Consider the following 18,798-nt stretch of genomic DNA (forward strand, 5'->3'; position numbering starts at 1 on the left):
GGATCCACGGGAAGGGCAGGGCCCCGGAGCCAATGGCGTCTCCGGGGCCCTGCGCCGTGTCCGCGCCGGCTCGGCGGCCCGGTTCGCCGCGGCTCAGCGGCCCAGTTCGCGGCGGAAGAACTCCAGCTCCAGCGCCATCACCTTCTCCCTCGTGCCGCCCGGGGTCATGTGGGTGACGCCGGGCAGGGCCAGCAGCTGGTGGGGACGGCCCGCGTCCGTCAGGGCCTGGGAGAGGCGCAGGGTGTGGGAGGGGTGGACGTTGTCGTCCGCCAGGCCGGTCACGAGCAGCAGCGGCCGGGTCAGCTTCGGGGCGTCGGGGATCAGCGAGTCCCGCTCGTAGACCTCCGGGTGTTCCTGCGGCAGGCCCAGGTACCGCTCGGTGTACGCCGTGTCGTACTGCCGGAAGTCGGTCGGCGCGGCCCCGGCGGCCGCCGCGTGGAAGACGTCCGGACGGCGCAGCACCGCCAGCGCGGAGAGGTAGCCGCCGTACGACCAGCCGCGCACCCCGACGCGGCCGAGGTCGAGGTCCGGGTGGCGCGCGCCGAGCGCCTGCAGGGCGGCGACCTGGTCGTCCAGGGTGACTTCGGAGAAGCCGCGGTACATGGCGTGCGTGAAGGCGGGCGAGACGTACGGGGTCCCGCGGTTGTCGATGCTCACCACGGCGAAGCCCTGGTCGGCCCACCACTGCTTGGCCTGCCAGCGGCGGGGCTCGGCGCTGACGTCCTGGTAGCCGGGCCCGCCGTAGCCGTCGACCAGCACGGGCAGCCGCCGGCCGGGGACATGGCCGCGCGGCAGCACGAGCGCGGTGGGCACGCCGTGTTCGGTGACCCGCTCCAGCACCGGGACCACCCGGTACGGCAGCGGCGCGGACAGGTCGCCGGGGGTCAGCTCCCGCCCGTCGGCGGTGCGTACGGTGCGCCGGATCCCGTCCGCGTCGGCGCAGGTGAGCAGCAGGGCCCCGGCCGAGGCGGTCACGGTGTGCACCCCGGGCCCGTCGGCCACCGGCCTCGGCTCGCCGGTGGCGGGGTCGAGCAGCAGAACCTGCTGCTCGGAGGGGTCGCGGAGCCCGGCCTCGACCAGCAGCCCGCCCTCGTGGACCCCGGCCACGCGGCGGATCTGGATCCCCTCCCCGGTGAGCGGCCGCCCGTCCACGGCGAGGCCGCGCGCGGCCCCAGCGGGAGTGTCGGCGGCGGTCAGCATCCGCCCGTCGGGCAACCGCGCCGGGGTGCCCGGAACCATGGGGTCCACCCACTGGGCGTGCGTGGTGCGCGACAGCTCCCGGGTCCGCCCGGTCGCGGGGTCGGCGGACAGCAGCAGGACACACTGCTGGAGCCGGTCCTGCACGGTCAGCAGGATCTCGTCATACGACTCCCAGCCCGCCTCGGAGACGTACGGGTAGGCCTCGGCGTCCCAGTCGAGCCGGACCCGGGTCCCCGCCGGTCCGAGCACCCAGAGCTGCACGTCGGCGTTGGGGCCGCCCGCCTCGGGGTACGCGAAGTCCTCGGCCGGGAGCTCGGGCCGCGCCGGGTCGGCGAACCAGCGCCGCTGGAGCGCGCTTTCGTCGACCCGGGCGGCGAGCAGGGCCTGGCCGTCGGGGGACCACCAGTGGCCCCGCGCCCGCCCCAGCTCCTCGGCGGCGGCGAACTCGGCCACGCCCCAGCGGGCCCCGTCGTCGGGGCTGATCCGGCCGCCGGGCGCGGTGTGCAGGGCGTCTGCCGTGACGTACGCGGTACGGGAGCCGTCGGCGTTGGACCGCGGGTCGAAGACGGGTCCGGCGGCCGGGATCTCCTCGGGCGCGGCGCCGGGCCGCTGCCCGGCCCCGTCGCAGGAGACGCCGTACAGCCGCCCGTACAGCGCGAAGACGGCGCTGCGGCCGTCACCGGAGAGCGCGTACGAGCCGATCCCGGCGGCGACGAGGCGGATCCGCTCGCGCAGCCGGCGCTCGGCGACGGGGAGCTCGCCCGGCTCGGGGCACAGTGCGCGGGGGTCGGCAAGGCGGGACTCGGTCCCGGTGGCGGTGTCGAGCACCCAGAGGCTGTCGAAGGGGTCGGTGGGGCCGGTGGAGCGGAGGAACCAGAGGAGCCGGCCGTCGTCGCCGAAGGTGAAGGCACGCGGTGCGCCGTACGTGAACCGGGCCGTTTCGGCGGAGAGCCTGAGGAATTCGTCCATGATCCCAGTGTGGCATGTGAAATATCACATGGCCTAGGCCATTCGAGTGGTGGCCTCCGGAGGGCGGGCATAGCGTCGACTGGGTGGACCCGAACGCACTGCCGCACAGCAACGGGACCGACGGCAAGGTCCGAGGGAGCGGCCACGGGCTTGCCCTGTTCGTCATCGCCTCCTGCCAACTCATGGTCGTTCTCGACATCACCATCGTGAACATCGCGCTGCCGCACATCCAGACCGCACTCGGCTTCTCCACCGAGAGCCTGTCCTGGGTGGTCAACGCCTACACCCTCACCTTCGGCGGCCTGCTGCTCCTCGGCGGCCGCGCCGGCGACATCCTCGGCCGGCGGCGGGTCTTCATCTTCGGCGTCCTGCTCTTCGGCCTGGCCTCCCTCCTCGGCGGTTTCGCCCAGAACGAGGGCCAGTTGCTGGCGGCCCGCGCCCTCCAGGGGGTCGGCGGCGCCATCGCCTCCCCGACCTCGCTCGCGCTGATCACCACCACCTTCCGCGAAGGCCCGGCACGCAACCGGGCGTTCGGCGTGTTCGCCGGAGTCTCGGCGGGCGGCGGCGCGATCGGGCTCCTCGCGGGCGGCCTCCTCGTCGAATGGCTCAACTGGCGCTGGGTGTTCTTCGTCAACGTCCCGATCGCCCTGCTGATCGCCGTGATGGCGTCCCGGGTCATCAAGGAGTCCACACGCCACCCCGGGCACTTCGACTTCCTGGGCGCACTGCTGGGCACCGGGGGCATGGTCGCGCTCGTCTACGGATTCATCCGCGCGTCCCAGGACGGCTGGCGCGACCCGTTCACGCTCGCGTCCTTCGCCGCCGCCGTGGTGCTGCTCACGCTGTTCATCGTCAACGAGCGGCGCTCGTCCCAGCCGATCACCCCGCTGCACATGTTCGCCGACCGCAACCGGGCCGGGACGTACGGGATCATGCTCATGCTCGCGTGCGCGATGTTCGGGATGTTCTTCTTCCTGACGCTGTTCGTCCAGAACGTGCTCGGCTTCAGCCCGCTGCAAGCGGGTCTCGCCTTCCTGCCGGTCAGCGCCATGGTCGCGGTGGCGGCCGGGGTCACCTCACAACTGCTGCCCACCTACGGGCCCAAGCCCTTCATGGTCGCCGGCGCGCTGTGCTGCGCGGCCGGGCTGGGCTGGCTGACGCAGACCGACGTCCACTCGACGTACCTGGGCAGCATCCTCGGCCCGATGCTGGTGTTCGGCACCGGCATGGGCCTGCAGTTCGTCTCGCTGACGCTGATGGCCCTGTCCAACGTGCCCGACCGGGAGTCGGGCGCCGCGTCCGGGCTGCTCAACACGATGCAGCAGGTGGGCGGATCGCTCGGCCTGTCGATCCTGGTGACCGTCTTCGGCACGGCCAGCCGCAACGAGGCCAAGGAGCAGGTGCCGTCCTTCCTCGCCGCGGCCGGCCCCGAGCAGAAGGCCCTCTTCCTGCGGACCGGGCAGCTCCCGAAACCCTGGGCCGACCAGGTGCTGACCTCGGGGGTGTCCGCGGCCTTCGTGGCGGCGGCGCTGTTCACCCTGGTCGGGGCGGTGATCGCGGTGTTCGCGATCCAGGTCCGCCCCTCCGACCTCGCACGCCTCCAGGGCAACCACGTGCCGGCGCCGGCCGGACCGGCGGTTTCGGGCCGGGAATCCGCCTGAGAGCTGTTCCCCAGCTCCTTAGGGCTGCCCGCGGCTTCGAAGACGAACTCACTGGCGGCCTGCCGGATAGTGAAGTCCTGGTTGTGGAGTTCGACCCCACGGACGACGGACCCGTCGAAGTGGGCGCCCACCGTCAGAACTCCCCGGTTGCTTTGCGGGTCACCGATGTCCAGATAGACGATCAGCTGGCCGTCGAAGGTGTGCGCCGAGGGCAGCACGACAGTGTCGAGCGGGTCCACCAGCCAGGATCCCGCGCGTTCGGCCAGAACGTCCACGAACGCGCGTTGGGCGGCGTCCAGGTCGTCCTCTTCGTACTCGAACCAGGGGATCTCATCCATGACCGCACTCTACGGTCGACACGAAGCCGTCCAGGAGCTGCCGGTCGCGGGTGAAATGATCTTGGAATGGCTGGTGCGATCACGGCGATGCTGGCGCTCCAGCCCCGCCGCCGTCGGCCGGACCATGACGATCGCCGACGGCGGCTATCCCGGCACCGGACTGGTCATGCCCCACCGTCGGCGTCCACCACGCCGTGCTCGGCATCGCCCGCATGCACAACCTCGCCCTCGCCGGACAGGCGAGCGGACCGCCACGCGGCCGGCCACGCCCGAGGCGACTCGTAGATCATTTACGGGGCAAGCCTCAGGCGTCGGCGATCCAGTCGTCCGGTCGGCGGATCCGGCAGCGCGCCGGGCCGGTGGTGCGCAGGGTGATCCCGGCGGTGACCGGGACCTCGGTGTCCACGGCCTCGAACTCGTAGGCCCGCAGGATCATCGCCAGCGCGATCACCGACTCCAGCATCGAGAAGTGCTGCCCGATGCAGGCGCGCGGACCGCCGCCGAAGGGGAACCAGGCGTAGCGCGGCCGGGCCGCCTCCGCCTCCGGGGTGAAGCGGTCGGGGTCGAAGCGCTCCGGGTCCGGCCAGTACCGGGGGTGGCGGTGCGTCACCCAGGGCGCGAGGATCACGTCGGCCCCCGCCGGGACGGCGTGCCCGTCGATCTCGCAGGCCGCGACCGCGCGCCGCCCGATGGCCGGGGCCGCCGGGTACAGCCGCATCGCCTCCTTGAGCACCTGCGTCAGGTACGGGAGCCGGTCGAGGTCGGCGGCCCCCGGCGTACGGTCGCCCAGGACGCGCAAGACCTCCTCGCGGGCCCGGCTCTGCGACTCGGGGTGGCGGGCCAGCAGGTGCAGGGAGAAGGCGAGCGAGGTGGCGGTCGTCTCGTGCCCGGCGAGCAGGAAGATCAGCACCTGCTCGCGCAGCTCGGTGGCGTCGAACTCCCCGTCGTCCGTGCTCGTGGCGGCGGCGAGCAGGCTCAGCAGGTCCTCGCCCCCTTCGGCCGGGCCGCCGCCGCGTCGCTCGGCGATGATTTTGTCGCAGGCGGCGTACAGCTCGTCCATCGCGGCGGCCGCCCGCCGGTTGCCCGGGGTGGGCCAGTTGCGCGGGATGTTGACCGGGGAGTAGCCCCGGCGCAGCGCGTACTGCGTGATGACCGGAAAACACCGGTCCACGACATCGACGGTGGTGTCCACGTCCGTGCCGAAGAGGATCCGGGCGACCGCGCGCAGGGCGAGGTGCATCATCTCGTCGGCGACGTCGACGACCCCGTCCGCCGCCTGGGTCCAGGCGGCGATGGTCGACCGGGTCTCGTCGGCGACCGCGTCCGCGTACCCGTCCACCCGGCGCTTGGTGAACAGCGGCTGGACCAGCCGCCGCTGGCGCAGGTAGTCCTCGTCCTGGCTGGTCAGCAGGCCGTTGCCGAAGGCGTCCCGGATCTCCTGGTAGAAGGGGTTGTCCTTGCGGAAGTTGGCCGCCTGAGCCGCCAGGACCTGCTGGACGCCCTCGGCGGAGAAGACGCAGTGGAGCTCGGCACGCAGTCCGGGCGGCCCCGCGGTGATCCGGACGACGTCACCGTGCTCGCGCAGGGCGCGCAGATAGGTGCCGATCGAGTCCGATTTCAGGTCGAAGAGCGACCCGAGCACCGCCCCTCCCGCGAGCTCGGGGATCCCCGTACCGCTACCCGTGTCCCGATCCACGCCCATGGCCGCCCCCTTGACGCCGTACGAACGTCCCGATTGTGCCGGGTCGCAGACGCGGGGGCGGCCAGCCGTACCGGATCCGGCCAGAAGCGGCCGGTCCCGGATCACTTCCGGCTAGATGTCGCGGAAGATCTCGATCTGGGCGCCGACCGAGTTGAGGCGTTCCGCCAGTTCCTCGTAGCCGCGGTTGATGACGTAGACGTTGCGCAGGACCGAGGTGCCCTCGGCCGCCATCATCGCGAGGAGGACCACCACCGCCGGGCGCAGGGCCGGCGGGCACATCATCTCCGCCGCGCGCCAGCGGGTGGGGCCCTCGACCAGGACGCGGTGGGGGTCCAGGAGCTGGAGGCGGCCGCCGAGGCGGTTGAGGTCGGTCAGGTAGATGGCCCGGTTGTCGTACACCCAGTCGTGGATCAGGGTCTGGCCCTGGGCCACCGCGGCGATGGCCGCGAAGAAGGGGACGTTGTCGATGTTCAGCCCGGGGAACGGCATCGGGTGGATCTTGTCGATCGGCGCCTCGAGCTTCGACGGGCGGACCGTCAGGTCCACCAGGCGGGTGCGGCCGTTGTCGGCGGAGTACTCCGCCGAGCGGTCGTGGTCGAGGCCCATCTCCTCCAGGACCGCGAGCTCGATCTCCATGAACTCGATCGGCACCCGGCGGATGGTCAGCTCGGACTCCGTGACCACCGCCGCGGCGAGCAGGCTCATCGCCTCGACCGGGTCCTCGGAGGGGGAGTAGTCCACGTCCACGTCGATGTTCGGTACGCCGTGCACGGTCAGAGTGGTGGTGCCGATGCCCTCGACCTGCACGCCCAGGGCCTCCAGGAAGAAGCACAGGTCCTGGACCATGTAGTTGGAGGAGGCGTTGCGGATGACGGTGACGCCGTCGTGCCGGGCGGCGGCCAGCAGCGCGTTCTCGGTGACCGTGTCCCCGCGCTCGGTCAGCACGATCGGGCGGCCGGGGGAGACCCCCGCCTCGACCTGCGCGTGGTAGATGCCCTCGGTCGCGGTGATGTCCAGGCCGAAGCGGCGCAGGGCGATCATGTGCGGCTCGATGGTGCGGGTGCCGAGGTCGCAGCCGCCCGCGTACGGCAGCCGGAAGCGGTCCATCCGGTGCAGCAGGGGGCCGAGGAACATGATGATGCTGCGGGTCCGGCGGGCCGCGTCCGCGTCCATGGCGTCCATGTCGAGGCGGGCGGGCGGGACGATCTCCAGGTCCACGCCGTCGTTGATCCAGCGGGTGCGGACGCCGATGGAGTTCAGGACCTCCAGGAGGCGGTAGACCTCTTCGATGCGGGCCACGCGCCGGAGCACCGTACGGCCCTTGTTGAGGAGGGAGGCGCACAGCAGCGCGACACACGCGTTCTTGCTCGTCTTGACGTCGATCGCACCCGACAGCCGGCGCCCGCCGACGACGCGCAGGTGCATCGGACCGGCGTAGCCGAGGGAGACGATCTCACTGTCGAGCGCTTCGCCGATCCGGGCGATCATCTCAAGGCTGATGTTTTGGTTGCCGCGCTCGATCCGGTTCACCGCGCTCTGGCTGGTTCCGAGCGCATCGGCGAGCTGACTCTGTGTCCAGCCCCGGTGCTGCCGGGCGTCACGGATGAGCTTGCCGATGCGTACGAGGTAGTCGTCTGCCATGGCTGCACCGTATCTCAGATATGAGATTCCGCTCGCGCGGGGTACGCCGTACGGGTGTTACCCGCCGTCAGCTCCCATGGTGGCGTCGGCGCGCGCGTGGTGCTCGACGAGGCGGCCGAGGAGCCGGGTGAGCTGCTCGCGCTCGGTGGCGGACAAAGGGGACAGAAGCTCCTCCTGGGCCGCGGCGAGGAGTTGCTCCAGCTTGCGCAGTCTGCGCAGGCCGAGCGGGGTGAGGGTGATGACGTTGCGCCGGCGGTCGGCGGGGTCGGGGGTCCGCTCGACCAGCTCGCGCTCGGCGAGTTCGTTGATGACGGCTACCAGGTCGCTGCGGTGGATGCCGGTGCGGCCGCTCAGCGCGGCCTGGCTCGCGGGCCCGAACTCCTCCAGGGCGACCAGCGCCGCGTAATGCCATTTGCGGGCATCTGCCCCGTTCAGTCCCTCGGCCACCAGCCGTTGGGCCTGCGCCGAGGCCTGCCCTAGCAGTCGGCTCGGCAGCTCCCGCAGTCGCGCCGGAACGGCGGCCCGTCCCTCATCCGTGGTCATGCGGCGAGTCTATCCGTTGCGTTGGTGGCACTAACGGTATAGTTTCGTTCGTGACACTAACGTTAGTGTCGCGAACGAATGGTGAGAGGGGCCCGTCATGGCCACGATCGACGTACTCGACTCGACGATGCACTACGAGGAGCTCGGCGCGGGCGGCGCCCGCGGCCGGGACGGCGCCGGCCCCGTCCCCTTCGTGTTCCTGCACGGAAACCCCACCTCCTCCCACCTCTGGCGAGGCGTACTGCCCCGCATCGAGGGTGCGGAGCAGGGCCGGGTGCGCGTCCTCGCCCCGGACCTCATCGGCATGGGCCGCTCCGGCAAGCCCGGCGGCGCGTACCGCTTCGAGGACCACGCGCGCTACCTGGACGCCTGGTTCGACGCGCTCGGCCTGGACCGGGTCGTCCTCGTCGGCCAGGACTGGGGCGGGGCGCTCGCCTTCGACTGGGCGGCCCGGCACCCGCGGCGGGTCCGCGGCGTCGCCTTCATGGAAACGATCCTGCGGCCGATGACCTGGGAGGAGTACCCCGGCGCCGCCCGCGCCCGGTTCGAGGCGATGCGTACGCCGGGGGTGGGGGAGGAGATGGTCCTGGACCGGAACCTCTTCATCGAGGACAGCATCCGCCGAACGGTCCTGAACCCGATGAGCGAAGCCGACCGGGCCGTCTACGCCGCTCCCTACCCCACCCGCGAGAGCCGGCTGCCGATGCTCCAGTGGGCCCGCTCGATGCCGCTCGGGGGCGAACCCGCCGATGTGGTCGCGCGCGTCGAGGAGTACGGCGCCTGGCTGTCGGCCAGCCCCGAAGTGCCCAAACTGCTGCTCACCTTCGACGGCTCGCCCACGCTGATGGTCGGACCCGGGCAGGCTGCCTGGTGCGAGGAGAACATCTCGGCCCTGGAGAGCGAGTACTGCGGCTCCGCCGCCCACCTGTGCCCGGAGGACCGGCCGCAGGAGATCGCCGCCGCCGTCAACTCCTGGGCGGCCCGCCACGGCCTCGCCGGCTGACTCCCGGGACCGCGCCGGCCCACCGCGCCCCCCACCCCCGAGCGTCGCGCCGATGCCCCGCTACGGCTTCCCGGCCGCATGGTGCAGGTGCTCGGCGAGCGCCTGGAAGACGAAGAAGTTCGGGATATCGCTCACCTTCGCGCGCGCCATGGCCCGGCGCCGCCCCTTGAGCGTGATCCTGACCCACCCGCCCGCGACGTGGACCGCCTCGACCCGGTCCCACGCGGCCGGCCTCTCGCGCGCCGTCACCGCCTCCCGGCTCAGGGAGAACGCGCCGAAGGCCACCGCCCGGCCCTCGTGGACCGCGGCCAGTGCCGCGGGCAGCCGGGCCGCCGTCACGGCCTCCTGGACCGCGGGACCCCACCGGTGCGCGTCCGGCGTGATCCGGCCGGGCAGCAGGACCGAGCCGTCGGGACGGGTCAGCCGGTACGCGTGGGTCGTGTGGGTGTGCGCCCCGTTGTAGAAGTGCCGTACGACGTTCTGGCACACCGAGAGCGCGTCCCAACGGCACGCTTCGGCCTCGCCGTCGGGCCCCGCGACGACCAGCCCGTGCTCGAAGAAGTGCAGCCGCGTGCGCCCCCGGCCCGAGATGCGTGCGGCCAGCGAACGCATCCCCAGCGCCGCGGCGATCGCGCCCCTGGCCATCTGGCCCCCGGCGACGGAGGTGTCGTACGTCGCCGTGTGGCCACCGAAGCCCGCCTGCTCGGCTGCCGCCCGGACCTGCTCCTCCCCGGTCCCCCGCCCGTCCTGCGGATCCACCGCGACCAGCTCGGCGCCGCCCCCCGACGGCGCCGGGCCGGTCGCGGTCATCCGCGCTCTGCGCCTCGTACCGGGGTACTCGGCCCAGACGTTCATCAGCCCGCTGCCGTCGATCTCGAAGGTGACCTCGACGCGCGGGGCGCCCCGACGGCCGCCGGGCAGCGGTCCGGCCAGCTCGATCGTGCCCAGCAGCTCGTTGTCCGCGGCTTCGGCCTGCTCGCCCTGGTAGACCCGCACGACCAGGGGCCCGCTCCCGGAGCCGGCGAAGAACATGGAGCCCTTGGTCGGAATGGTGGTGTTGCGCTCGATGACCCGCGTCATGGCGCCGCCCGCGGTCTCCACGCCCAGCGACTTGCAGGTGGCGTCGAGCAGCAGGGCGTCCCGGCGCGCCCCCGTGAGGATCGCGGCCTGGATCGCGGCCCCGCTCACGGCGCCTTCGTCCCCGTACGCCCCTCGGACCGGCTCCAGCCCACCGGTCAGCTCGCGGACGAGGTTCACGAAGGCGGGCATGCGGGTCGCGCCGCCGGCCAGCACGACGTGGTCGATCTCACCCAGTGCGATGCCCGCGTCCCTGACGACCTGGTAGAACACGGGCGCGCAGCGCGCCAGGAGCCCGCTGGTCAGCCGTTCGAACTCGGCGCGGGTCAGCCGCTCCTCCAGGTGCAGCGGGCCGTCGGCCGAGCCGGCGATGAACGGCAGGCTGACGGTGGTCTCGGAGGCCGAGGAGAGGTCGGTCTTCGCCTGCTCGGCCGCCTCGCGCAGCCGCCGCGCCGCCGCCTCGTCCCCGTACAGGTCCACCCCGTGCGTGGCGCGGAACCGCGCGGCGAGCCGGTCGGCCAAGGCCCGGTCCCAGTCGCCCCCGCCCAGGCCGCAGTCTCCGGCGCCGGCCTTGACCTCGGCGACGACCTCGCCGCCGGCCCGGCAGGTCTCCATCAGGCAGACGTCGAAGCTGCCGCCGCCCAGCCGGACCACGATTACGGTCTCGTCCGCACCGGCCCTGCCCGCCCCGTACGCCAGGCCCACCGCGGCGGGCTCGCTGACGACGCGCAGCACCTTGAGGCCCGCGAGCGCCCCGGCCTCCCGGGTGGCCTGCCGCTGCGCCTCGCCGAAGTCGGCCGGAACGGTGATCACCGCCTCGGTCACCGGCTCGCCGAGGCGGGCCTCGGCGTCGCTCTTCAGCCGGCCGAGCAGGAGCGCGGCGATCCGTTGCGCGGTGTACGTCTCCCCGTCGATCCGCAGCGTCCAGCCGGTGCCCAGGTGCCGCCTGACCGCGTGGACGGTGCGCGCGGTATTCGTGACGGCCTGGCGCCGGGCGGCCTCGCCGACCAGGACCTCGCCGTCGGTGGCGAAGGCGACCACGGAGGGGATGGCCAGGGGGCCTCCGCGGCCCCCGCTCCCGTCCGGGACGAACACGGCGCAGCGGTCCGTACCCAGGTCGATTCCCACCGCACGTGCCACCGCAGCCCCCTGACGCGGAACTCCGACCCCCCGGGGCTCCTCGGAGCAGGATAGGGAGCGCGGCGGCGCGCACGAAGGGGCGTACGGGGGCTCGGGCCCGGCGGTATTCGCGCCGTGTGCGCCGGTTGCCGGGCGGGAACGGGTCCGTGCGGCCTACCCGCGGGGGCCCGCCCGGGCGGGCGTGACGGCGGGCCGACGGGTCCGCGCCTCGTCCGCGCCGCGGACATGTACTAGAGTTATCTCGACATCGAGATATCTGCCCAAGAGACGTACCGCAGCCGTCCCGCTGGTAAGGGTGCCCTAACTTAGCCTCACCTTAGCGGATTGGCCAGAGTGCCTCGCGGCAGGATTGCGGTAAAAGCGCGAAATTCATGCATGAAGGAGACTGTCGTGTCGGCGAACAGCTTCGACGCCCGCAGCACGCTGCAGGTGGGCGACGAGTCGTACGAGATCTTCAAGCTGGACAAGGTCGAGGGCTCCGCCCGCCTTCCCTACAGCCTGAAGGTGCTGCTGGAGAACCTGCTCCGTACCGAGGACGGCGCGAACATCACCGCCGACCACATCCGGTCGCTCGGTAACTGGGACTCGCAGGCCCAGCCCAGCGAGGAGATCCAGTTCACGCCGGCTCGCGTGATCATGCAGGACTTCACCGGCGTGCCCTGCGTCGTGGACCTCGCCACCATGCGTGAGGCCGTGAAGGCCCTCGGCGGCGACCCGTCCAAGATCAACCCGCTGGCCCCGGCCGAGCTGGTCATCGACCACTCGGTCATCGCCGACAAGTTCGGCACCAAGGACGCGTTCGCCCAGAACGTGGAGCTGGAGTACGGCCGCAACAAGGAGCGCTACCAGTTCCTGCGCTGGGGCCAGACCGCCTTCGACGAGTTCAAGGTCGTCCCCCCGGGCACCGGCATCGTCCACCAGGTCAACATCGAGCACCTGGCCCGCACGGTCATGGTCCGTAACGGTGTGGCCTACCCCGACACCCTCGTCGGCACCGACTCGCACACCACCATGGTCAACGGCCTGGGCGTGCTGGGCTGGGGCGTCGGCGGCATCGAGGCCGAGGCCGCGATGCTCGGCCAGCCGGTCTCCATGCTGATCCCGCGCGTCGTGGGCTTCAAGCTGACCGGCGAGCTGCCGACCGGCACCACCGCCACCGACCTCGTGCTGACGATCACCGAGATGCTGCGCAAGCACGGCGTCGTCGGCAAGTTCGTCGAGTTCTACGGTGAGGGCGTCGCCGCCACCTCGCTCGCGAACCGCGCGACCATCGGCAACATGTCGCCGGAGTTCGGCTCCACCGCCGCGATCTTCCCGATCGACGACGAGACCCTGAAGTACCTGCGCCTGACCGGCCGCGACGCCCAGCAGGTCGCGCTCGTCGAGGCGTACGCCAAGGCCCAGGGCCTGTGGCTGGACCCGGCCGCCGAGCCGGACTTCTCCGAGAAGCTGGAGCTCGACCTCTCCACCGTCGTCCCCTCCATCGCCGGCCCGAAGCGCCCGCAGGACCGCATCGTCCTCGCGAACGCCGCGGAGCAGTTCGCCCAGGACGTGCGCAACTACGTCGACGACATCGACGAGGCGGGCAAGGAGTCCTTCCCGGCCTCCGACGCCCCGGCGAACCACCCGAACGGCGCCCCGTCGAAGCCCACCCTGGTCACCCTGGCCGACGGCTCCTCCTTCGAGATCGACCACGGCGCCGTCACCGTCGCCGCGATCACCTCGTGCACCAACACCTCGAACCCCTACGTCATGGTGGCCGCGGCCCTCGTGGCCAAGAAGGCGGTCGAGAAGGGCCTGACCCGCAAGCCCTGGGTCAAGACCACCCTGGCCCCGGGCTCGAAGGTCGTCACCGACTACTTCGACAAGGCCGGCCTCACCCCGTACCTCGACAAGATGGGCTTCAACCTCGTCGGGTACGGCTGCACCACCTGCATCGGCAACTCCGGTCCGCTGGACGAGGAGATCTCGAAGGCGATCAACGAGCACGACCTCGCGGTCACCTCGGTGCTCTCCGGCAACCGCAACTTCGAGGGCCGGATCAACCCCGACGTCAAGATGAACTACCTGGCCTCCCCGCCGCTGGTCGTCGCGTACGCCATCGCGGGCTCCATGAAGGTGGACATCACCACGGACGCCATCGGTACCGACACCGACGGCAAGCCGGTCTTCCTCAAGGACATCTGGCCCTCCGAGGCCGAGGTCAACGACGTCGTGGCGAACGCCATCGGCGAGGACATGTTCAACAAGTCCTACCAGGACGTCTTCGCGGGCGATGCCCAGTGGCAGGCGCTGTCGATCCCGACCGGCAACACGTTCGAGTGGGACCCGCAGTCCACCTACGTCCGCAAGCCCCCTTACTTCGAGGGCATGACGATGGAGACCACCCCGGTCTCCGACATCGCCGGCGCGCGCGTGCTGGCGAAGCTGGGCGACTCGGTCACCACCGACCACATCTCCCCGGCCGGTGCGATCAAGGCCGACACCCCGGCCGGCAAGTACCTCACGGAGCACGGCGTCGAGCGCCGCGACTTCAACTCGTACGGTTCCCGCCGCGGCAACCACGAGGTCATGATCCGCGGTACCTTCGCCAACATCCGCCTGCGCAACCAGATCGCGCCGGGCACCGAGGGCGGCTTCACCCGCGACTTCACCGCCGAGGGCGCGCCGGTCGCGTTCATCTACGACGCCTCGCAGAACTACCAGGCCGCCGGCATCCCGCTGGTCATCCTGGCGGGCAAGGAGTACGGCTCGGGCTCGTCCCGCGACTGGGCGGCCAAGGGCACCGCGCTGCTCGGCGTCAAGGCCGTCATCGCCGAGTCCTACGAGCGCATCCACCGCTCCAACCTGATCGGCATGGGCGTCCTGCCCCTGCAGTTCCCCGAGGGCGCCACGGCGGCCTCCCTGGGCCTCACCGGCGAGGAGACCTTCGCCTTCACCGGTGTGGAGGAGCTGAACAACGGCACCACCCCGCGCACCGTCAAGGTCACCACCGACACCGGTGTGGAGTTCGACGCGGTCGTCCGCATCGACACGCCGGGTGAGGCGGACTACTACCGCAACGGCGGCATCATGCAGTACGTGCTCCGCAACCTCATCCGCGGCTAAGGGCGCGCCAAGCGGAGTCCGTCTCCGCTTCTCGGCACCATAGGGCCGTATCCCCGTTAAGGGGATACGGCCCTTCCGCTTTTCTCGATGGCGGTGCCAGGTGACGGACAGGTCTCAACTCGGAAAAGCTGGCGGTCATCCTTGTGTGCGATCTTGCTCAGGCGAGCGGAAGTGGACTATACCTGTGCCCGTCCAGGTCGCCTCGGTATGAGCGGCTCCGGACCCGGGGGACGGCGGGAGCTGCGGCGTTGTCCGCATACACGGCAACTGCCGTGTTTTCCCGTCTCCTTCACACTTCTGACGAAGGCGAGGACATGAGCATGGCATCCACCGGTGAGGGCCTCGGCCGCCGTGACCTGATCAAGCGCTCCGCGGCGCTCGGACTGATCACCGTGCCGACGATGAGCTTCCTGTCCGCCTGCGCCTCCGGGGGCGAGGAGACCTCCACGAAGGGCCCCGACAAGGGGACCGTGACCAAGGAGAACCCCTTCGGCGTCGCGAAGGGAGGCAAGCTGGACGTCGTCGTCTTCAAGGGCGGCTTCGGCGACGACTACGCGAAGGCCTGGGAGGCCGCCTTCGACAAGAAGTGGGGCACCACCAGCGCGCACCTGGGCACCCAGGAGATCACCGCGAAGCTCCAGCCCCGCTTCAACGGCGGCAACCCGCCGGACGTCGTCGACGACGCCGGTGCCCAGCAGATCAAGCTCGACGTGCTCGCCAAGGGCGGTCAGCTCGCCGACCTCGCCGCGGTGCTCGACGCCCCCTCGCTCGACGATCCGGCCAAGAAGGTGCGCGACACCCTCATCGCCGGGACCGTGGAACAGGGCACCCAGGGCGGCAAGTTCGTCGCCCTGAACTACGTCTACACCGTCTTCGGCTTCTGGTACTCCGGCAAGCTCTTCAAGGAGAAGGGCTGGACGGCGCCGAAGACCTGGGACGAGTTCCTCGCGGTCTGCACCAAGGCCAAGGAGGCGGGCATCGGTGGCCTCGCCCACCAGGGCAAGTACCCGTACTACATCAACGTCGTCATCATGGACCTGATCGCCAAGAAGGGCGGCCTGGACGCGATGAAGGCGATCGACAACCTGGAGCCCAACGCCTTCGCGGACAACCCGGCGGCCCTCGCCGCCGTCGAGGCGGTCTACGAGGTGGTCGAGAAGGGCCTGCTGATGCCGGGCACCAACGGCCTCACCCACACGGAGTCCCAGACCGCCTGGAACCAGTACAAGGCCGTCTTCATCCCCTCCGGCTCCTGGCTGGAGAACGAGCAGCTGAAGCAGACCCCGGAGGACTTCGACATGAAGTTCCTTCCGGTCCCCGTGCTCGCGGACAGCAAGCTCCCCTTCGAGGCCATCCGGGCCGGCGCCGGCGAGCCGTTCATCGTCCCGGAGAAGGCCGCCAACAAGGCCGGAGGCCTGGAGTTCCTCCGTTCGATGCTGTCCCGCGAATGGTCGACGATCTTCGCCCAGCAGGCCAACTCGCTCACCGTCGTCAAGGACGGCGTGGACCCCAAGGTCAAGCTGCGGTCGGGCACTCAGTCGGCGGTGGAGTCGCTCAAGAGCGCCGGTGACAACACCTTCAACTACTTGTACACCGAGTGGTACAGCGAGATGGGCACGGAGATCGAGAACGCGTCCAATGAGCTGATGGCGCAGCGGATCCAGCCAAAGGAATGGATCAAGCGGGCCCAGGCTGCGGTAGACAAGGCGGCCAAGGACCCGAACGCCAAGAACAACCACCGCAGCTGACGCCGCGTCCACCGGTCACCCGGCAATACCAGGGACGGACACCATGAGCCACGTAGCCCAGGGGAGAGGGAAGGGCGGCTTCATCGCCGGCTTCCTCATCGCGCCACTCGCACTGTATTTGACCTTCGTCATCTGGCCGTACGTTCAGACGTTCGGCTATTCCTTCACCAACTGGACGGGCCAGTCGCCGACCTTCGATTTCGTCGGTCTGGACAACTATTCGGCGTTGCTGAAGGACGAGGTCTTCCGCGGCGCACTGTGGCACAACCTGCTGCTCCTGGTGTTCGTCCCCGTGATCACCATCCTGCTGGCCCTCTTCTTCGCCTTCATGGTGAACGCGGGAGGGCGCAGCGGGGCCGGCGGAGTGCAGGGAGTCGCGGGCTCGCGCGTCTACAAGATCGTCTACTTCTTCCCGCAGGTCCTCTCCCTCGCGATCCTCGCCGTGCTCTTCGGCGCGGTCTACCGCAGCGACGAGGGCGGCCTGCTCAACGGCTTCCTCATCAAACTCGGCCTCATCGACGCGCAGCACCCGGTCGAATGGCTCAACGAGCCCAAGTTCGTCGTCTGGTGCCTGCTGTTCGTGGTCGTCTGGTCCGGCGTCGGCTTCTACCTCGTCCTCTTCTCCGCGGCCATGCAGTCCGTCCCCAAGGACATCTACGAGGCCGCGCTGCTCGACGGCGCCGGACGCGCCCAGACCTTCTTCAAGGTCACCCTGCCCCTGCTGTGGGATTCTGTGCAGACCGCCGCGGTCTATCTGGGCATCGCCGCGATGGACATGTTCGTGCTCGTGTCGACCATGACGTCGGGCCAGTTCGGCGGCGGTCCCGACCACCACAGCGAGGTCATGGCCACGGTGCTGATGCGCAACTTCCTGTACTTCGGCAAGAGCGGTTACGCCTGTGCCATGGGCGTGGTCATGCTCGTCCTGACCATGATCCTCTCCGTCATCACGCTGCGCGCCACCCGCCGCGAGCGCATCGAGTTCTGAGCGGGAGACCATCATGACCACAGTGATCAAGGCTCCGGGCGAAAAGTCCGCGGAGCGGTCCGGCGGAGCCGGACGGGCGAAGGAGCGGGAGAGCCGCCGCTCCGAGGGCATGGTCCTCAACGTCTTCTCGCACGGGTTCCTCGCCCTCTGGGCGATACTGATCGTGCTTCCCCTGATCTGGCTCGTCCTCGGATCCTTCAAGACCGACGCGCAGATCGGCGGCTCGGCCCTGAGCTGGCCCTCCAACTGGCACTTCGACGCCTTCTCGCGCGCCTGGACCAAGGGCATCGGCGGCTACTTCGCCCACACGCTGATCGTGCTGGTGTTCTCGGTGCCGCTGACCATGCTGCTCGGCTCGATGGCCGCGTACGTACTGGCCCGCTACCCCTTCAAGGGCAACCGCCCCGTCTACTACTTCTTCGTCAGCGGGGCCATGTTCCCCGTCTTCCTGGCGCTCGTGCCGCTGTTCTTCATGGTCAAGCGCTTCGACATGCTGAACACCTACCAGGGCCTGATCCTGGTGTACATCGCCTACTCGATGCCCTTCACCGTCTTCTTCATGCACTCCTTCTTCAGGACGCTGCCGACGGCGATCCACGAGGCGGCGGTCATCGACGGGGCCTCCGACACCCGGATCTTCTTCCAGGTGATGCTGCCGATGGCCAAGCCCGGCCTGATCAGCGTCGGGATATTCAATGTCCTGGGCCAGTGGAACCAGTACATCCTGCCCGCCGTGCTCATGCAGCCACAGACGAGCTCGGACCCCGAGCGCTACATGCTCACCCAGGGGCTCATCCAGCTCCAGCAGCAGATGGGGTACGAGACGGACCTGCCGGTGCTGTTCGCCGGCGCCACCATCGCGATCATCCCGATGCTCGCCGTCTACCTGTCCTTCCAGCGCCAGATCCAGGCCGGCCTGACCTCCGCCACGCTCAAGTAGGGTCGGGCACGACCGACCAGCTGACCGCCGAGACCGAGGGGTCGAGCGAGAGGTTGCTGACCGCTTCCTCCAGCGCCCGGCCCCCCTCTCCCTCGGCGGTCAGCAGCGCCGACACCGTCACCAGGCCGTCCTGCGGGCCGTCCTGGCTGCGGATCGAGCGCAGCTGGTAGCCCGGCCGGCCCAGCGCGTCGACCACCCGGTGGCGGATGTGGGCCTCCTCCGCCTCCAGGCACACCGCCTCGAAGTGGACGTCGGTGGCCACCTCGGCCCCGCCGCGCGGTTCGCGGTCCAGCCGCCGGCCCAGAGGACGCAGCAGGAGGTTGGCCCCCACCACCCCCACCGTCCCGAAGGCGGCCAGTACGAACAGGCCCACGCCGGCCAGGCAGCCCACCGCCGCCGAACACCACAGGGTGGCCGCCGTGTTCAGGCCCCGCACGCTCAGCCCGTCGCGCATGATCACCCCGGCTCCGAGGAAGCCGATCCCGGAGACGATCTGTGCCGCGACCCGCGAGCCGTCGTAGTTCACCTCCGAGACCGTGCTCAGGAACCCGTACTGCGAGAGCAGCACGAACAGCGCCGCGCCACCCGCCACCAGGGCGTTCGTGCGCAGCCCCGCCATCCGGGCGCGCCACTGCCGTTCCAGGCCGATCGCCGCCCCGAACCCGAGCGCGGCGGCCAGGTGCCCGGCCATCTGCCATTCCGTGAGAAGCGTCATCGGCCCTTCTCCTTCCTCCGGAGGG

The 18,798-nt window shown here is 70.6% G+C and carries 12 protein-coding genes and 1 pseudogene; 7 read left to right on the forward strand and 6 right to left on the reverse strand.

The features are described 5' to 3' along the window. Positions 1 to 93 precede the first annotated feature (93 nt). The gene (locus tag ACFWB8_RS05195) at positions 94 to 2,169 is read right to left on the reverse strand and encodes a prolyl oligopeptidase family serine peptidase (protein ID WP_385222692.1); all 2,076 of its coding nucleotides are present in this window, start codon (positions 2,167 to 2,169) and stop codon (positions 94 to 96) included. An 83-nt stretch (positions 2,170 to 2,252) separates the two neighbouring features. Here ACFWB8_RS05195 and ACFWB8_RS05200 point away from each other — a divergent pair, with 83 nt between their 5' ends. Together ACFWB8_RS05200 and ACFWB8_RS05205 are read left to right on the forward strand one after the other, a co-directional pair. Continuing rightward, the gene (locus ACFWB8_RS05200; protein ID WP_385222695.1) at positions 2,253 to 3,830 is read left to right on the forward strand and encodes an MFS transporter; all 1,578 of its coding nucleotides are present in this window, start codon (positions 2,253 to 2,255) and stop codon (positions 3,828 to 3,830) included. A gap of 423 nt (positions 3,831 to 4,253) precedes the next feature. Then, positions 4,254 to 4,404: pseudogene (locus ACFWB8_RS05205) on the forward strand (IS5/IS1182 family transposase); the annotation flags it as partial. 68 nt (positions 4,405 to 4,472) lie between these two features. On the opposite strand, the gene ACFWB8_RS05210 reads toward ACFWB8_RS05205, so the two are convergent. The 3 genes from ACFWB8_RS05210 to ACFWB8_RS05220 form a co-directional block, all read right to left on the reverse strand. After that, on the reverse strand, positions 4,473 to 5,870 hold the full coding sequence (locus ACFWB8_RS05210) for a cytochrome P450 (RefSeq protein ID WP_385222698.1): 1,398 nt from the start codon (positions 5,868 to 5,870) through the stop codon (positions 4,473 to 4,475). 111 nt (positions 5,871 to 5,981) lie between these two features. Continuing rightward, positions 5,982 to 7,511 (reverse strand): helix-turn-helix domain-containing protein, encoded by a 1,530-nt coding sequence (locus tag ACFWB8_RS05215; protein ID WP_385222701.1) that lies wholly within the window; start codon positions 7,509 to 7,511, stop codon positions 5,982 to 5,984. A 57-nt stretch (positions 7,512 to 7,568) separates the two neighbouring features. Next, positions 7,569 to 8,054 (reverse strand): MarR family winged helix-turn-helix transcriptional regulator, encoded by a 486-nt coding sequence (locus ACFWB8_RS05220; protein ID WP_385222703.1) that lies wholly within the window; start codon positions 8,052 to 8,054, stop codon positions 7,569 to 7,571. Between the two features lie 97 nt (positions 8,055 to 8,151). Between ACFWB8_RS05220 and ACFWB8_RS05225 the strand changes: the two genes are divergently transcribed. Continuing rightward, positions 8,152 to 9,057, forward strand: a complete 906-nt coding sequence (locus ACFWB8_RS05225) for a haloalkane dehalogenase (protein ID WP_385222706.1) — start codon at positions 8,152 to 8,154, stop codon at positions 9,055 to 9,057. Positions 9,058 to 9,117: 60 nt separating this feature from the next. Here the strand turns inward: ACFWB8_RS05225 and ACFWB8_RS05230 are convergent, their stop codons facing one another. Then, a complete protein-coding gene (locus ACFWB8_RS05230) occupies positions 9,118 to 11,274 on the reverse strand; it encodes a DUF6585 family protein (RefSeq protein WP_385222709.1) in 2,157 nt (718 codons plus the stop codon). Positions 11,275 to 11,664: 390 nt separating this feature from the next. Here ACFWB8_RS05230 and acnA point away from each other — a divergent pair, with 390 nt between their 5' ends. The 4 genes from acnA (at position 11,665) to ACFWB8_RS05250 (ending at position 18,058) form a co-directional block, all read left to right on the forward strand. Then, complete coding sequence (acnA, locus tag ACFWB8_RS05235) at positions 11,665 to 14,382, forward strand: aconitate hydratase AcnA (RefSeq protein WP_385222712.1); 2,718 nt, start codon at positions 11,665 to 11,667, stop codon at positions 14,380 to 14,382. A 314-nt stretch (positions 14,383 to 14,696) separates the two neighbouring features. Beyond that, positions 14,697 to 16,130, forward strand: coding sequence for an N-acetylglucosamine/diacetylchitobiose ABC transporter substrate-binding protein (ngcE, locus tag ACFWB8_RS05240; RefSeq protein WP_385222715.1), 1,434 nt, complete (start codon positions 14,697 to 14,699; stop codon positions 16,128 to 16,130). A 43-nt stretch (positions 16,131 to 16,173) separates the two neighbouring features. Then, positions 16,174 to 17,118: a carbohydrate ABC transporter permease gene (locus ACFWB8_RS05245; protein ID WP_385222718.1), complete on the forward strand. Its 945-nt coding sequence runs from the start codon at positions 16,174 to 16,176 to the stop codon at positions 17,116 to 17,118. Positions 17,119 to 17,131: 13 nt separating this feature from the next. After that, positions 17,132 to 18,058 carry a carbohydrate ABC transporter permease gene (locus ACFWB8_RS05250; RefSeq protein WP_385222721.1) on the forward strand — a complete coding sequence of 309 codons (927 nt, stop codon included), beginning with the start codon at positions 17,132 to 17,134 and terminating at the stop codon, positions 18,056 to 18,058. Here the strand turns inward: ACFWB8_RS05250 and ACFWB8_RS05255 are convergent. Then, positions 18,051 to 18,773, reverse strand: coding sequence for an MgtC/SapB family protein (locus ACFWB8_RS05255; protein ID WP_385222723.1), 723 nt, complete (start codon positions 18,771 to 18,773; stop codon positions 18,051 to 18,053). The genes ACFWB8_RS05250 and ACFWB8_RS05255 overlap by 8 nt on opposite strands. Between the last annotated feature and the right edge of the window lie 25 nt (positions 18,774 to 18,798).

The sequence above is a fragment of the Streptomyces sp. NPDC060031 genome (assembly GCF_042736805.1).
Taxonomy (GTDB): Bacteria; Actinomycetota; Actinomycetes; order Streptomycetales; family Streptomycetaceae; genus Streptomyces.

Bases quoted from the DNA above. Each gene is read 5' to 3' on its own strand.
- ACFWB8_RS05210 (WP_385222698.1), bottom strand. From the start codon at position 5,870: ATGGGCGTGGATCGGGACACGGGTAGCGGTACGGGGATCCCCGAGCTC.
- ngcE (WP_385222715.1), top strand. From the start codon at position 14,697: ATGAGCATGGCATCCACCGGTGAGGGCCTCGGCCGCCGTGACCTGATC.
- ACFWB8_RS05255 (WP_385222723.1), bottom strand. From the start codon at position 18,773: ATGACGCTTCTCACGGAATGGCAGATGGCCGGGCACCTGGCCGCCGCG.
- ACFWB8_RS05245 (WP_385222718.1), top strand. From the start codon at position 16,174: ATGAGCCACGTAGCCCAGGGGAGAGGGAAGGGCGGCTTCATCGCCGGC.
- ACFWB8_RS05250 (WP_385222721.1), top strand. From the start codon at position 17,132: ATGACCACAGTGATCAAGGCTCCGGGCGAAAAGTCCGCGGAGCGGTCC.
- ACFWB8_RS05225 (WP_385222706.1), top strand. From the start codon at position 8,152: ATGGCCACGATCGACGTACTCGACTCGACGATGCACTACGAGGAGCTC.
- ACFWB8_RS05195 (WP_385222692.1), bottom strand. From the start codon at position 2,169: ATGGACGAATTCCTCAGGCTCTCCGCCGAAACGGCCCGGTTCACGTAC.
- ACFWB8_RS05215 (WP_385222701.1), bottom strand. From the start codon at position 7,511: ATGGCAGACGACTACCTCGTACGCATCGGCAAGCTCATCCGTGACGCC.
- ACFWB8_RS05220 (WP_385222703.1), bottom strand. From the start codon at position 8,054: ATGACCACGGATGAGGGACGGGCCGCCGTTCCGGCGCGACTGCGGGAG.